The 14,369-nt window shown below is 35.9% G+C and carries 10 protein-coding genes; 7 read left to right on the top strand and 3 right to left on the bottom strand.

The window, feature by feature from the left end; all coding sequences use genetic code 11:
- Window positions 1-218 precede the first annotated feature (218 nt).
- The 7 genes from rpoB to truA all read left to right on the top strand — a co-directional run bounded on the left by rpoB (window position 219) and on the right by truA (window position 11,257).
- A complete protein-coding gene (gene rpoB, locus BN2746_RS06005; protein ID WP_055078883.1) occupies window positions 219-3,851 on the top strand; it encodes a DNA-directed RNA polymerase subunit beta in 3,633 nt (1,210 codons plus the stop codon).
- Between the two features lie 53 nt (window positions 3,852-3,904).
- Window positions 3,905-7,429, top strand: a complete 3,525-nt coding sequence (gene rpoC, locus BN2746_RS06010; RefSeq protein WP_187364080.1) for a DNA-directed RNA polymerase subunit beta' — start codon at window positions 3,905-3,907, stop codon at window positions 7,427-7,429.
- 71 nt (window positions 7,430-7,500) lie between these two features.
- Window positions 7,501-8,037, top strand: a complete 537-nt coding sequence (locus BN2746_RS06015; RefSeq protein ID WP_055078885.1) for a TIGR01440 family protein — start codon at window positions 7,501-7,503, stop codon at window positions 8,035-8,037.
- Window positions 8,038-8,047: 10 nt separating this feature from the next.
- Window positions 8,048-8,875, top strand: a complete 828-nt coding sequence (locus tag BN2746_RS06020) for an energy-coupling factor transporter ATPase (protein ID WP_055078886.1) — start codon at window positions 8,048-8,050, stop codon at window positions 8,873-8,875.
- Entirely contained in the window at window positions 8,866-9,726 is an 861-nt protein-coding gene (locus BN2746_RS06025) for an energy-coupling factor transporter ATPase (protein ID WP_055078887.1), read from the top strand. The genes BN2746_RS06020 and BN2746_RS06025 overlap by 10 nt, the downstream gene beginning before the upstream one ends.
- The gene (locus BN2746_RS06030) at window positions 9,720-10,520 is read left to right on the top strand and encodes an energy-coupling factor transporter transmembrane component T family protein (RefSeq protein ID WP_055078888.1); all 801 of its coding nucleotides are present in this window, start codon (window positions 9,720-9,722) and stop codon (window positions 10,518-10,520) included. The genes BN2746_RS06025 and BN2746_RS06030 overlap by 7 nt, the downstream gene beginning before the upstream one ends.
- On the top strand, window positions 10,517-11,257 hold the full coding sequence (truA, locus tag BN2746_RS06035; protein ID WP_055078889.1) for a tRNA pseudouridine(38-40) synthase TruA: 741 nt from the start codon (window positions 10,517-10,519) through the stop codon (window positions 11,255-11,257). Before BN2746_RS06030 ends, truA begins: the two co-directional genes overlap by 4 nt.
- 24 nt (window positions 11,258-11,281) lie before the next feature.
- Here the strand turns inward: truA and BN2746_RS06040 are convergent, their stop codons facing one another.
- The 3 genes from BN2746_RS06040 to BN2746_RS06050 are packed head-to-tail and all read right to left on the bottom strand — an operon-like array spanning window position 11,282 to window position 14,251.
- Window positions 11,282-11,923: an HAD hydrolase-like protein gene (locus BN2746_RS06040; protein WP_055078890.1), complete on the bottom strand. Its 642-nt coding sequence runs from the start codon at window positions 11,921-11,923 to the stop codon at window positions 11,282-11,284.
- A gap of 7 nt (window positions 11,924-11,930) precedes the next feature.
- Window positions 11,931-12,665, bottom strand: coding sequence for an amino acid ABC transporter ATP-binding protein (locus tag BN2746_RS06045; RefSeq protein ID WP_055078891.1), 735 nt, complete (start codon window positions 12,663-12,665; stop codon window positions 11,931-11,933).
- Entirely contained in the window at window positions 12,665-14,251 is a 1,587-nt protein-coding gene (locus tag BN2746_RS06050; protein ID WP_055078892.1) for an ABC transporter permease subunit, read from the bottom strand. The genes BN2746_RS06045 and BN2746_RS06050 overlap by 1 nt, the downstream gene beginning before the upstream one ends.
- Window positions 14,252-14,369: the final 118 nt, after the last annotated feature.

The raw sequence follows: 14,369 nt of genomic DNA on the forward strand, positions 1-14,369 counted from the left end.
ACTTTTATTATAATAATGTAGGGAAAAAATTTAATTGCTTAAAATTGTCGCTACAAGGGGCTTGATTGTGATATAATAATTTAATAATATTAATGTTGATTTTCATATACCTATATGTTACAATATTAGAATGTAATATTGGAAAATGGGTAAGTATGCTATATTTTTATTTTAAACATACTTATCGGTCTTTTTAATCATAGAGAGGTGGGTCGTTAATGCACAAAGAACAGTATGGAACTACTGAAAGAGTTACGTACTCTCGTATTCAAAAAGTTCAAGATCTTCCAAATTTAATTGCGGTACAAAAGGATAGTTATAACTGGTTTTTAGAAGAAGGGCTTAGGGAAGTTTTCGATGATATAAGTCCTATTTCTGACTATGCAGGTTCTCTTGTACTTGAATTTGTTGATTATTATTTGGAAGACACTCCGAAGTATTCCCAACAAGAGGCTAAGGATAGGGACGCAAACTATTCTTGTCCTTTGAAGGCGAAGGTAAGGCTTATCAACAAAGACACAGGAGAGGTTAAGGAACAAGAGGTATTTATGGGAGATTTCCCTAAGATGACAGACAGCGGTACTTTTATTATAAATGGTGCCGAAAGAGTAATTGTCAGCCAGCTTGTAAGATCTCCAGGAGTTTATTTTGCGCAAGAAATTGATAAGTCAGGTAATAAGCTATTTTCATCAACTGTAATACCTAACAGAGGTGCTTGGTTGGAATATGATACTGATTCTAACGGAGTGATTAGTGTAAGAATAGACAGGACGAGAAAACTTCCTGTAACTACCTTATTAAGGGCTTTAATATACCCTACTGATGAAGAGATGATTGAAGCCTTAGGTGATACTAAGGAACTTAATGTAACTTTAGAAAAAGAAGCTTCTAAGACAAGAGAGGAAGCGATTCTTGAAATTTATAGAAAGCTTAAACCAGGAGACCCTGCGTCTCTTGAATCTGCGGAACCTTTAATCAACAATATGTTCTTTGATCCAAGAAGGTACGACTTAGCAAAGGTTGGTAGATATAAATACAATAAAAAGCTTTCATTGGTTGACAGGGTTACAGGTCACTATTTGGCTACTGATGTGGTTAACGAAGATACAGGAGAAATTCTTGGATCTGAAGGGGACTTTATAACTGCAGAACTTGCCGAAGAAATTGAAAATGCAGGCATTTACTTCCTTGACATAAAGGTAGGAGAAGAAACTGTTAGAGTTATCAGTAACAGATTTGTTAGTCTTGAAGCTTTCGATCTTAGTGTTGATGTTTCAGATTTAAGGCTTTCTGAAAAAGTTTATTATCCTAAGATGAAGCAAATCTTGGAAGAAAATGAAACTGATGAAGATATATATAATGCGATAAAAGAGTCTGTAAAAGAACTGTCTCCACTTCATATAACTTTAAATGATATTCTTGCAAGTATATCATATGAATTTAATCTGTTCCAAGGTGTGGGAAGCGTAGATGACATTGACCACTTGGGAAATAGAAGAGTTAGAGCAGTTGGAGAACTATTACAAAATCAATTTAGAATTGGTCTTTCCAGAATGGAAAGAGTGGTTAAGGAGAGAATGTCTACCCAGGACCCAGACCTTGCAACTCCTCAAGCTCTTATAAACATTAGACCAGTTGTAGCTTCTATTAAGGAGTTCTTTGGCTCTTCACAGCTTTCTCAATTTATGGATCAAACAAATCCACTTGCAGAGCTTACTCATAAGAGAAGAATGTCCGCACTTGGACCTGGTGGTCTTTCAAGGGATAGAGCAGGGGCTGATGTAAGGGACGTTCACGACTCTCACTACGGTAGAATTTGTCCGATTGAAACTCCTGAAGGTCCAAACATTGGACTTATAACTTCAATGACTACCTATGCAAGCCTTAATGAGTATGGATTTATATTAACACCATATAGAAAGGTAGTAAACGGTAGGGTTACTGATGAAATTCATAAACTTACAGCAGACCAAGAAGACCTTCATATCATCGTACAAGCAAATGAACCTATTGATGAAGATGGATATCTTGTAAACGAGAGGGTTTTAGGTCGTGGATACAATGGAGAAAATGATATTTATCCAAGAGATACTGTTGACTACATGGACGTAAGTCCACAACAAATCGTATCCGTTGGTACAGCTATGATTCCATTCTTGGAAAATGATGACGCTACAAGAGCGCTAATGGGTTCAAACATGCAAAGGCAAGCAGTTCCTCTATTAAAGACTGAAGCTCCAGTTATAGGAACAGGTATAGAGCACAGAGCTGCAAAGGACTCAGGGGTTGTTGTAGTTGCAAAGTCTGATGGTGTTGTAACTAAGGTTTCAAGTGACGAAATCCAAATCACAAGAGACGAAGACAAAAAAGTAGAATACTATCAAATTTTAAAATTTAAGAGATCAAACCAAGGTACAACTTTAAATCAAAGACCTATCGTAAAGAAGGATCAAGTAATTAAGGCTGGAGATGTTATTGCTGACGGTCCAAGTACAGAGCTTGGAGAAATAGCCCTTGGTAAAAATATATTGATTGCATTTATGACATGGGAAGGATATAACTTCGAAGACGCCATGTTATTAAATGAAAAACTTGTTATAGATGACGTTTTAACTTCTCTTCACATTGAAGAACACGAAAGTGAAGCGAGAGAAACTAAACTTGGACCTGAAGAGATAACAAAGGATATACCAAATGTTGGAGAGGATATGAGAAAGAACCTTGATGACAGAGGAATTATTCGTATCGGTGCAGAAGTTACAAGTGGAGATATTTTAGTTGGTAAGGTTACTCCAAAGGGAGAAACTGAACTATCTGCAGAAGAAAGACTTCTAAGAGCAATCTTTGGTGAAAAGGCAAGGGAAGTTAGAGATACTTCTCTAAGAGTACCTCATGGTGAAACGGGAATTGTCGTTGACGTTAAAGTATACACAAGAGCAAATGGCGACGAATTATCACCAGGGGTAAATCAGGTTGTAAGAGTTTATGTAGCAACAAAGAGAAAGATTCAAGTTGGGGACAAGATGTGTGGTCGTCATGGTAACAAAGGGGTTGTGTCCAGAGTATTGCCAGTTGAAGACATGCCATATCTTGATGACGGAACTCCAATTCAAATAGTTTTAAACCCACTTGGAGTACCTTCAAGAATGAACCTTGGACAAGTACTTGAAGTTCACTTAGGACTTGCGGCTAAAAAGCTTGGATGGAAGGTTGCGACACCAGTATTTGATGGGGCCTCAGACCAAGATATCCTTGATGCACTTAGTGAAGCAGGTTACCCTACAAATGGTAAGTTGAGGGTTAGAGATGGAAGAACAGGTGAACCATTTGAAAATCCTGTAACTGTTGGCTATATGTATATGTTGAAGCTTCACCACTTAGTTGATGAAAAGATTCATGCTCGTTCAACAGGACCATATTCACTGGTTACACAACAGCCACTTGGTGGTAAGGCACAATTCGGAGGACAAAGATTTGGAGAGATGGAAGTTTGGGCACTTGAAGCCTATGGAGCTTCCCATACACTTCAAGAGATTTTGACAGTTAAGTCCGACGATGTTGTTGGTCGTGTTAAGACCTATGAATCAATTGTCAAAGGAGAAAACATTCCTGAACCAGGCATTCCTGAATCATTCAAGGTGCTAATAAAGGAATTACAATCCCTTGCGTTAGATGTAAAACTTCTTAACAACAGCCATGAAGAAGTGGAAATCAAAGAAAATATAGATGATGTATTAGATTTTAATTCTGTGGAATATGAAAAGGGCGAACAAATTATAAATGATTTTGAAGAGTCCAAAAAAACCGATGAATTAGGATTTTCCGTTATAGAAAAAGACGAAGACAATTAGAACTGAGTTAAGAAGGGAGATACTCTTTGGAAGAATTAATTACTTTTGACTCAATGAAAATAGGTCTTTCCTCTCCTGAAAAGATCAGACAGTGGTCATATGGTGAGGTTAAGAAACCTGAAACTATAAACTATAGAACTTTAAAACCAGAAAAAGAAGGACTTTTCTGCGAAAAGATTTTTGGACCTACAAAGGACTGGGAATGTAACTGCGGAAAGTATAAAAGAGTAAGATATAAAGGTGTTGTCTGCGAAAAATGTGGTGTTGAAGTAACCAAGTCTAAGGTTAGACGTGAGAGAATGGGCCATATAGAACTTGCTGCTCCTGTTTCCCACATTTGGTACTTTAAGGGAATTCCTTCAAGAATGGGACTTTTACTTGATATGAGTCCAAGAGCCCTTGAGAAAATTCTTTACTTTGCATCTTATGTTGTAATTGATGCAAAGGACACCGATATGTACAATAAGCAGCTTTTAACAGAGTATGAATACATGGAAGCTTGTGAAAGATATACAGAAGGTGTTGATTTTAGAGCTGGCATGGGAGCTGAAGCAGTTAAAGAACTTCTTTTAAACGTAGACCTTCAAAAGGAATATGATGAATTAAAGGAAGAATTAGAAGATGCAACGGGACAAAAGAAAGTTAGAATTTTAAGAAGACTTGAAGTTGTAGATGCATTTTTAGAGTCAGGAAATGAACCTTCATGGATGATACTTGATGCAATTCCTGTAATTCCACCAGACCTAAGACCAATGGTACAACTTGAAGGTGGAAGATTTGCAACATCTGACTTAAACGACCTTTATAGAAGGGTTATAAATAGAAATAATAGATTAAAGAGATTATTGGACATCGGAGCACCAGAAATCATTGTAAGAAACGAAAAGAGAATGTTACAAGAAGCAGTGGACGCTCTTATAGATAATGGTAGAAGAGGAAAACCCGTAACAGGACCTGGAAATAGACCATTGAAGTCCCTTTCAGACATGCTCAAGGGTAAGACTGGTAGATTTAGACAAAACCTACTTGGTAAACGTGTTGATTACTCTGGACGTTCTGTAATCGTAGTAGGACCAAATTTGAAGTTTTATCAATGTGGTCTACCAAAGAAGATGGCTCTTGAACTATTTAAGCCTTTCGTGATGAGGGAGCTTGTAGTTAAGGACATTGCTCACAATATTAAAAATGCAAAGAAGATGGTGGAAAGAGAAAGTGACGAAGTTTGGGATATTCTTGAAGAGGTTATAAAGGATCATCCTGTACTTTTAAACAGAGCACCGACACTTCACAGACTTGGTATTCAAGCTTTTGAACCAGTGCTTGTAGAGGGAAAGGCGATAAAACTTCACCCACTTGCATGTACAGCTTATAATGCTGACTTCGACGGTGACCAAATGGCGGTTCACTTACCACTTTCAGTAGAAGCTCAAGCAGAAGCAAGACTTCTTATGATGTCAACTAATAACATTCTTGCGCCAAAGGACGGTAAACCTATTACCACACCTTCTCAAGATATGGTACTTGGGGCATATTACTTGACATATGATGGCGAAGAGGAAGAAGTTGTAAGATGTTACAGCGACTATGACGAAATGATTAGAGCCTATGAAAATAAGATTATTCATATGCACACCATTGTAAAAGTAAGAGTTAAAAAGAGTGAATCAGATAGAGGAAAACTAATTAAGTCGACAGTTGGAAGATTTATATTCAATAGTGGTATTCCTCAAGATTTAGGATATGTGGACAGAGAGACTGATCCATACTCACTTGAAATAGATAAGATTGTAGATAAGAAGACTCTTGGAAATATAATTGATAGATGTTTTAGAAAACATGGAAATATAGAGACTGCAAGACTTCTTGACTACATCAAATCAACAGGATATAAATATTCAACAATAGCGGCTATTACTATATCAATGTCTGACGTAGTTGTGCCGGCTGAAAAAGAAGAAATCCTTGAAAAAGCTGATGCAGAAGTAAACAAATATGAAAAACTATTAAGAAAAGGTCTTGTATCAGAAGATGAAAGACATGATTTCGTTGTAGATATTTGGAATAAGACAACTGATGAAGTTACTGAAGCCCTTTTGGAGGATCTTGACCCTAAAAATAATCTTGCAATCATGGCTACATCAGGAGCCAGAGGTTCAACTAACCAAATTCGTCAGTTAGCAGGTATGAGAGGGCTTATGTCCTCTGCATCAGGTAAGACAATAGAAATTCCTATAAAGGCAAACTTTAGAGAAGGTCTTTCTGTACAAGAGTTCTTTATTTCAACTCACGGTTCCAGAAAGGGTCTATCAGATACTGCTTTAAGAACTGCAGACTCTGGATATTTGACAAGACGTTTAGTAGACGTATCTCAAGATATTATAGTTCGAGAAGATGACTGTGGTACAGATAGATATGTAGTTGCAAGAGATTTTATGGAAGGCAAAGAACTTATTGAGGACTTGGCTTCAAGAATTGTAGGTAGAACTGCATTTGAAGATATATTGAATCTTGAAACTGGTGAGCTAATAGTTCAAAAGAATGAGATAATAACTGAAGACTTAGCTGAGAAAATTAAAAATGCTGGTGTGAAAGAAGTTAAAGTAAGATCTGTGCTTGGTTGTAAATGTAAACATGGGGTTTGTGCAAAATGCTATGGTAGAAACCTTGCAACTGGAAAACCAGTTAATGTTGGAGAAGCTGTTGGTATAATTGCGGCTCAATCCATTGGTGAACCAGGAACTCAGCTTACAATGAGAACATTCCACTCTGGTGGTATTGCGGGAGTTGGAATTACTCAAGGTCTTCCGAGAGTTGAAGAGCTTTTTGAAGCGAGAAAACCAAAGGGACTTGCTTATATAACTGAAATAGATGGTAAAGTTTCAATACTTGATAACAAGAAGCGCCATGATATTTTAGTAGCTGGTGAAGACGGAGAAGAGAAAATATATAATATCCCTTATGGAGCAAGAATAAAAGTAAAAGAAGGCGACTTTATAAAAGCTGGAGACTTACTTACAGAAGGTTCTGTAAATCCTCATGATATTCTTGATGTTAAGGGTGCAGAAGGCGTTCAAGATTATATTATTAAAGAGGTTCAAAAAGTTTATCGTCTACAAGGTGTAGATATAGATGACAAACATATTGAAATCATAATAAAACAAATGCTTTCTAAAGTTAAAATAGAAAAATCCAACGACTCAGATTTTCTTGAGGGTTCAATGGTTAATTTGAGAGACTTTGAACTTGAAAATGAAAGACTTGAAAGGGAAGGCAAAGAGCCTGCAGAAGCTACAAGAGCACTTTTAGGTATTACAAAAGCATCTCTTGCAACAGAGTCATTCCTATCAGCAGCAAGTTTCCAAGAGACAACAAGAGTTCTAACAGAAGCTTCTATCAAAGGAAAAGAAGATAATCTGTTGGGATTAAAGGAAAATGTAATTATTGGTCAACTTATTCCTGCTGGTACTGGAGTTAAGTTATACAACACAATAAATATAGACTACGAAGGTATGGCTGAAGAAGATGCTCCAGTTGCAGAAGTTACTGAGTTGAAAGAAGCTGAAACTGTAGAAGAATAAAATTAAGCTGGGCCTTGTGCTCGGCTTTTTATAATATAGCATTAGTAGAGAATGGTCAACAGGAGGGAAAAATGGAAAATTTAAAAGCTCAATTAACGGATGTATTTGAATCACTAAAACAACAAAGTAAATTTGAAGACGGAAAAATTTTGGTTGTAGGATGTTCTTCCAGTGAAATTGTAGGTTCAAGAATAGGAACAAACTCAGATTTGGATGTAGGTCACACAGTTGCATCGACTATGCTTGAGTTATGCAGTGAAAATAATTTATATTTAGCTGCCCAATGTTGTGAACATATCAATAGGGCATTGGTAGTTGAAAGGGAATGTGCCTTGAAATATGGTTTTGAAATAGTTTCGGTAGTTCCACAAAAAAAAGCTGGGGGTTCATTTGCGACAGAAACCTATAAGCTTATGAAAGATCCTGTATGTGTAGAGTTTATAAAAGCAGATTATGGAATGGATATAGGACAAACAATGATAGGAATGCATATGAAGCATGTTTGTGTACCAGTGAGATTAAGCCCTAATAAAGTTGGAGAGACAGTTGTATCTGGTGCAAGAGTAAGACCTAAATTAATAGGTGGAGAAAGAGCAAAATACGCTTAAGGAAGAATGAATGGATGATATTTTAATAGAGGTAAAAGACCTGAGCTTTAAGTATGAGGATGAGGCAAAAAAATATACCCTTAAAAATGTGAACTTAAATGTAGAAAAGGGGGAATTTATTGCAATCCTTGGACATAATGGCTCAGGTAAGTCCACCTTAGCAAAACTTATAAATGGACAGATGGCTCCAACGGAAGGCGAGATAAAAATAAAAGGATTCAAGACTACAGAGGAAGAACATCTCTTAGATATAAGAAAGACTTGTGGTATGGTATTTCAAAATCCCGACAATCAAATAGTTGCAACAATTGTTGAAGAAGATGTGGCATTTGGACCAGAGAACCTGGGTGTTCCCATGCCAGAGCTTAGACAGAGGGTTGATGAAGCACTTGAAATAGTTGAAATGAGTGACTACAAAAGGCACTCTCCTGCACTTTTATCTGGAGGGCAGAAACAGAGAGTTGCCATTGCGGGAATTCTTGCAATGGATCCAGATTGCCTATTAATGGATGAACCTACAGCTATGTTAGATCCGCTTGGTAGAGAAGAGATTGTGAAAACCATGCTAAAACTAAATGAAAGAGGAAGGACAATAGTTTTAATAACTCACTTCATGGATGAGGCTATACTTGCAGACAGGGTTATCGTGCTTAATGAGGGAGAAGTTGTGATGGAAGGTAAACCAAGAGAGGTTTTCTCTGAGTTTGAAACTATAAAAGCTTTAGGGCTTGATGTTCCACAAGTTACAGAACTTGCATACAAACTCAATAGAGATGGTTTTGATATACCTAAGGATATTTTGTCCATAGAGGAAATGGCGGAGGCGTTATGGAAATAGAATTACAAGATGTTTCACATATTTACAATGAAGGTAACGCCTTCGAAAAGGTGGCATTAAAAAATATAAACTTAACTATTGGAGAAAACGAATTTATTGGCATTATAGGACATACCGGATCGGGCAAATCCACACTTGTTCAGCACTTAAATGCACTGAATCTCCCTACTTCTGGTGATATTTTTGTTGACGGTATAAACACAAAAGAAGATGGACAAAATAAGAGAAACATAAGAAAAAATGTTGGACTTGTGTTTCAATATCCAGAGTATCAACTTTTTGAAGAGACAATTTACAAAGATATTGCCTTTGGACCAGGTAATCTTGGATGCAGTGAAGAAGAGATTGAAGAAAGGGTTAAGTGGGCATGTAAAATGGTTGACCTTGACTTTGAAAGAGCAAAAGAGGTTTCTCCATTTGATGTTTCTGGTGGTCAAAAGAGAAGAGCTGCCATTGCGGGAGTTCTTGCAATGAAGCCAAAATTTTTGGTGCTTGATGAACCTACAGCAGGTCTTGACCCTAAAGGTAGAGATGACATTTTAGAAAATATAAATAATCTTTACAAAGAAGAAAATATGACCATAATTCTCGTATCCCATAGTATGGAAGAGATAGCAAGACTTGTAAATAGAATCATCGTGTTAGAACATGGCGAAATTCTTATGGATGGAAAGCCAAAAGAGGTTTTTGCAAGGCATAGAGAATTAAGAGAAGTTGGGCTAAATGTACCTCAGATAACTCAGCTTATGATTATGTTAAAAGAGAGAGGTATGGATGTTCCTACTGATGTGCTTACAGTTGATGAGGGAGAACGCGTTTTGAAAGAATTTTTAAGGAGGTCTAAATGTTAAAAGATATTACTTTAGGTCAATATTTTCCAGGAAATTCTTTCGTACACAAACTTGATCCACGAGTGAAGATATATGGGCTTACTATTTTTTTAGTTTCAATCTTTATTGTTAAGGATTTATATATGTATATTCCATTAGCCCTTGTACTAATAGCTGTAACCATGAACTCAAAAATTCCTGCTAAGTTACTTTTAAATGGAATCAAATCCCTTAGATTTATAATAATATTGACCTTTTTGATTAATATAATTGCAACACCTGGAGAAGTGGTCTTAAAATTTTGGATATTTAAAATTACAAGAGAAGGGATACAATTTGCAAGTTTTATGGCACTAAGACTAATTTTTTTAGTTACATCAAGTTCCCTTCTTACACTTACAACATCACCAATTGCACTAACAGATGGGCTTGAATCAATAATGAAACCACTTTCAAAAATTGGTTTTCCAAGTCATCAACTTGCAATGATGATGACTATTGCCCTTAGGTTTATTCCCACGCTATTTGATGAAGCAACAAAGATAATGAAATCTCAAGCTGCAAGGGGCGCAGACTTCGAGTCGGGAAATATTATTAAAAGAGCAAAAAATCTTGTGCCTTTACTTGTACCTCTTTTCATAAACTCATTTAGAAGAGCTGACGAACTTGCAACTGCCATGGAGGCAAGATGCTATCATGGTGGCGAAGGACGAACCAGACTTAATGCACTTAAGTATGATAGGAAAGATTATATAACAATGGTCTGTATAACTGTGTTTTTAGTTTTATTTATTCTTCAAAGGATTTTTATATGAAGAACATGAAGATAACAGTAGCTTATGATGGTGCTAACTATTATGGATGGCAAAATCAGGATGGTTATAGAACAGTTGAAGGAAGTATTCTTAAAGCTATAAAAAAGGTTATGCATAGAGATGTTAGACTTGCCACAGCGGGACGTACAGACAAGGGAGTTCATGCCTATGGGCAGGTCTTTAACTTTGAAGTTACAGATAATTATACAGAGGACAATGTTAGACGTGGACTTAATTCGTTTTTAACGGAAGATGAAATTCTTATAACAAAGGTTGATGAAGTTGATGACTATTTTCATTCGAGATTTTCTGCAAAAGGAAAGCACTACAGGTACATTTTAAATACTGACAGGCTAATGCACCCAATGTATCGAAACTACAAGGGAAATACTATCCACAGTCTCGATTTAAAGAAGATGCAAGAGGGAGCAAAGCTCTTAGTCGGACATCACGACTTTCAGTCCTTTACCAATTCAAAGCCAGATGAACCAATAAATACAAAGAGGACTATAGATAGTATAGAAATAGTTCAAGATGGTTATGATTTTATTTTTGATATAAAAGCAGAGTCATTTTTAAGAAATATGGTTAGGATAATCGTGGGGACACTTCACGAAGTTGGTAGAGGGAAAAAAGATTTATACTGGATTGAAGATGCAATAAAAAAAGCTGATAGGACATCAGCAGGACCTACCATTTCACCGGCGGGACTATATCTTATGGAAGTATATTATTAAAGGGAAGACGAATCTTCCCTTTTGCTATTTAAAAATATTAAGAATTTCGATTGGATTGTCTACTATAAAGTCTGCTCCAGCTTTTTCAAGCTCTTTTCTGTCTCCAAAGCCGTAGCTCACACCAATGGTCTTAAGGCCCCAGTGCTTACCGCCATTGATGTCGTAGTTTCTATCACCAACCATATAGGTTTTAGAAATTTCACAATCATAATTATCTAAACAATATCTTATAACATCGGTTTTGTGATTAATCTTGCCATCAAGACTTGCACCAGCAACATGATCAAAATATTTAAAGACATCGAAGTGTTTTAAAATTTCTATTGCAAATACCTCTGGTTTAGATGTTGCAAGAAGGATGTGATTGTTATACTCTTTTAGTTTTTCTAAGACATCTACAATCCCAGGGTATAATTTGTTTTCAAACTTGCCCTTGTCCCTATAATATATTCTATAAGTTTCAACTGCCTTTTGAGCATCTTCTTCATTTAAAGAAAAAACTCTTTTAAAAGAATCTATTAGAGGTGGACCAATAAAAGTGTTTAGTACTTCGTCACTTTGGTCCTCAAGGCCAAGTTCATTAATTGTATACCTAATTGCGTTTTTAATTCCTTCACCAGAGTTGGTTATAGTTCCGTCTAAATCAAAAAGTATGAAATAATTCATATTCCTCCTATTTAATAAATCTTTGTAGAAATTCTTTTGTTCTTTCTTCCTTTGGATTTTCAAAAAGTTCTTTTGGATTGTTCTCTTCTACTATTATACCCTTATCCATAAAACAAACTCTATTTGAAACATCTCTTGCAAAGTCCATCTCATGTGTAACCACAACCATAGTCATTCCAGATTTTGCAAGGTCTGACATAACATCTAATACTTCACCTACAAGTTGAGGGTCTAAGGCAGAGGTAGGCTCATCAAATAATAGAACTTCAGGATTCATGCACAATGCTCTTGCAATTGCAACCCTTTGCTTTTGCCCACCAGAAATTTGAGAGGGCTTTGCATCTTTTCTATCGAGCATACCTACTGATTCAAGAAATTTTTCTGCAGTCTTAGAGGCTTCTTCTCTGCCGATACCATGAACTTTAACTTGAGCAATAATACAGTTTTCAAGTACAGTCATGTTTTCAAACAAGTTAAAACTTTGGAATACCATACCAACCTTGCTTCTGTATTCACAGAGATCATAGCCCTTTGAGAGTATTGACTTACCATGATAGAGTATATCTCCACCAGAAGGTTCTTCAAGTAAATTTATACATCTCAGCATAGTAGACTTACCAGAGCCTGATGGTCCAATTATAGAAACCACTTCACCTTTTTCTATTTTCAAGTCAACATCTTTTAAAACTTCGATTACACCGAAGCTCTTTTCCAGATGTTGTAATTCTAAAATTGCTCCCATTAATTTTCACCTCCAGTAACTGACGAGATTTTAAAGTTTGATTGTTTAAATAATTTATACTCGATAAATCTTATTAATCTTGTCATAGCAAATGTGATTATAAAGTAAATCAATAACACTATGACATAGGTTTGGAAATATTTGTTTGTAGTTCCAGATACAGACCTTGATACAAAGAAGAGTTCTGTTACTGAAATTACTGAAAGTACAGCAGTATCCTTTATATTTACTACAAGTTCATTACCGATTGAAGGTATGATATTTTTTATAGCTTGTGGTAATATGACATATCTCATAGATTGACCATGAGTCATACCAAGAGCCTTACAGCCTTCGCTTTGTCCAGTGTCAATAGAGTTTATTCCTCCACGCACAACCTCAGAAAGATAAGCTCCGGTGTTGATAGAAACAACCACAAATGCAGTTATGGTAGCGTTGGTCTTTATATCAAAAAGATATGGGAGTCCATAGAAGAATAGTATAGCTTGAACCATCATAGGAGTCGACCTAAATATTTCAATGTAAAAAGTCAAAATAAAATCTACAATCTTCTTTAATACATATTTTATTTTGCTGTCCTTTGAAACTTTATGACTCTTTATAGTAGCAACTAAAAGTCCAATTAAAAATCCTACTGTAGTTGCAACTACTGCAAGGGCAAGAGTAAATCCAATTCCCTTAAAGAAGAGAGATTTATAGCTGTTCCAGATGTAAGCCACATCTTCCCAAAATGAAGTTTCTTCTTCAGCTTTTTCAGAAGTTTGAAGCTTGACCTTCTCCTGCATAATACTTTGTCTTTCATCTTCAGAGATACTTGCAAGAACTCTGTCCACATCTTCCGTAAGAGTTGTGTTCTTTCTAAGACCTACAGCTACTGAAGTATCTTCAGGATTTGTTTCAAAACCTTCTCCTTCATCAAAATCTACAAATGTTAAGTCAGAATTTGCAGTTATTGCAGATAGGGCTCCTGGTCTTTCAGAAACATATCCATCAATCTTATCAGTCTTAGTATTAAGGATTAAAGTTGAAAAAGTGTCCATAGGATCTTGTTTATTAACACCTTCGATTTGGTCGATTACTTCATAGTGGAAAGTATTTAATTGTGCGGTTATTTTTGCATCTTTAAAATCTTTTAAAGATTTTGAACTTTCAAATGGAGATCCTTTTTTTATAACGATTACTAAATCAGAAGTATAATAACTTGTTGAAAAGTCTACTTCTTTTTTTCTTTCATCAGTAGGGGACATACCTGCAATAATTGCATCTATTTTTCCAGATTGTAGAGCTGGAATAAGACCGTCCCACTCTATCTTTACGATTTCGAGTTTAAGTCCAAGCCCCTCGGCAATTCTCTTTGCCATCTCAACATCATAACCGTTAGCATATTCTCCTGGGCTATTAACTACTTCATATGCACCATTTTCTTCTGTAACTTGCGTCCAATTAAACGGAGCATAATTAACTTCCATTCCAACTCTAAAAACTCCATCAGTTTCAACTTCTACAGCGTTGGAAAAAGTGAATAGCAAATTAATTAAAATGAATGCGCTTAATAGAACTGTTAAATGCTTTTTCAATTTTTTCATTTTTTTCTCCTCAAATTATATAAATTGAAATTATTATATCATATAATCCCTCCAACATTAAAGGAAAATATGAAAATTAACGAAAAAATAACAAATAAATTCATCAAGGTACTTTACA

This window comes from Lagierella massiliensis (assembly GCF_001407835.1).
GTDB classification, from domain to species: domain Bacteria; phylum Bacillota; class Clostridia; order Tissierellales; family Peptoniphilaceae; genus Mediannikoviicoccus; species Mediannikoviicoccus massiliensis.

Coding starts and splice junctions, on each gene's coding strand:
- rpoB (WP_055078883.1), top strand. CDS start 219: ATGCACAAAGAACAGTATGGAACTACTGAAAGAGTTACGTACTCTCGT.
- rpoC (WP_187364080.1), top strand. CDS start 3,905: ATGAAAATAGGTCTTTCCTCTCCTGAAAAGATCAGACAGTGGTCATAT.
- BN2746_RS06015 (WP_055078885.1), top strand. CDS start 7,501: ATGGAAAATTTAAAAGCTCAATTAACGGATGTATTTGAATCACTAAAA.
- BN2746_RS06020 (WP_055078886.1), top strand. CDS start 8,048: ATGGATGATATTTTAATAGAGGTAAAAGACCTGAGCTTTAAGTATGAG.
- BN2746_RS06025 (WP_055078887.1), top strand. CDS start 8,866: ATGGAAATAGAATTACAAGATGTTTCACATATTTACAATGAAGGTAAC.
- BN2746_RS06030 (WP_055078888.1), top strand. CDS start 9,720: ATGTTAAAAGATATTACTTTAGGTCAATATTTTCCAGGAAATTCTTTC.
- truA (WP_055078889.1), top strand. CDS start 10,517: ATGAAGAACATGAAGATAACAGTAGCTTATGATGGTGCTAACTATTAT.
- BN2746_RS06040 (WP_055078890.1), bottom strand. CDS start 11,923: ATGAATTATTTCATACTTTTTGATTTAGACGGAACTATAACCAACTCT.
- BN2746_RS06045 (WP_055078891.1), bottom strand. CDS start 12,665: ATGGGAGCAATTTTAGAATTACAACATCTGGAAAAGAGCTTCGGTGTA.
- BN2746_RS06050 (WP_055078892.1), bottom strand. CDS start 14,251: ATGAAAAAATTGAAAAAGCATTTAACAGTTCTATTAAGCGCATTCATT.